This window comes from Bartonella sp. AA9NXGY (assembly GCF_042196845.1).
Taxonomy (GTDB): domain Bacteria; phylum Pseudomonadota; class Alphaproteobacteria; order Rhizobiales; family Rhizobiaceae; genus Bartonella.
Genome location: NZ_JBHIRB010000078.1, coordinates 1 through 1235 on the forward strand (window position 1 = coordinate 1; position 1235 = coordinate 1235).

Consider the following 1235-nt stretch of genomic DNA (forward strand, 5'->3'; position numbering starts at 1 on the left):
CAATGTTTTCCACGCTATATTTACGAAGATACTACGGTTTCAAAAAGTAAAAGTGAGAAACAATCCCATTTATTTACAAATTCTATAGAGGAAAACAAAACAGCTGGTTTACAACGCCGTGATGCCATTACTGATGAAGGATTAGCACATTTTAAAGCCGCTTATCCTAATGAAACCATAACAAAAGATGATCTATTCTATTATGTTTACGGTCTACTTCATTCAGAAGATTACCGTGCTCGTTATGCGCATAATTTATGTAAAGAATTACCTCGCATTCCTTGTGTAAAGAGTGCTGATGATTTTTGGAAGTTCGTAACAGCAGGGCGTGAACTGGGTCATTTGCACGTGAATTATGAAACTGTAAAACCTTATCCAGTCACCTTTAAAAAGGGTAATCCAAAACAGACAGAGATCTCTAATCCCGAAGAATTTTACTACGTTACAGAAATGAAATTTTCTGGGAATAGTAAGGAAAAGGATAAATCGACTGTTTTTTATAATAGCAATATCATCATGACGGATATACCTCTTAAAGCTTATGAGTATATAGTCAATGGAAAGCCTGCTCTTGAATGGGTTATGGAACGTCAATGTGTTAAAACAGATAAAAAGAGCGTCATTGTTAATGATGCTAATCGCTATGCTGTTGAAACCATTGGCAACCCTGCCTACCCTCTAGAGTTATTTCAAAGGGTTATTACCGTAAGTTTAGAAACCATGAAAATCGTTAAGAACTTACCAAAATTGGAAATAAGAGAAACTGAATAACTTATAAAGCATGCTCACATAATGGGTATGATAAACTCATAAGGGGTATAGAACATAGCGATTAATCTATACCTCTCTTGTTAAGTTGATTAGATACAATCTCAAAAAGACAGTTTATATGCGTTATTCTAAAAAGAAATCCCATCTTAAAGTGAATAGGCTTCTTTTGAATTGCCTTTAAAAGATTATATCGTAATCTAAAATGAGTGCTTTATGCTTTTCAAAAGCTTTGTTTAAAGAGAGTTATGTATATTCATTTTCTTATATTACTTATAGGTTTTGAAGGTGTAAAAACCGTCAAAACCCCTCAAAACGTATATTATTAGTTGAATTTATAGGTTGTATTTTTATATAGGTTGTTTTTTTAAGATCTGTAAAATCTTAACCTATTGAAATATATTGATTTTAATTTTCTCTCATTTAAAAAAAATAATGGTGGTTTAACATTGCAATTTGAAAATAAA

General features: G+C 31.7%; 1 protein-coding gene. It reads left to right on the plus strand.

Features of this window, described 5'->3' with window-relative positions; all coding sequences use genetic code 11:
* The coding region (locus tag ACFIM6_RS09880) for a type ISP restriction/modification enzyme (protein WP_375612674.1) at nucleotides 1–771 on the plus strand (771 nt) is incomplete at its 5' end.
* Nucleotides 772–1235 lie beyond the last annotated feature (464 nt).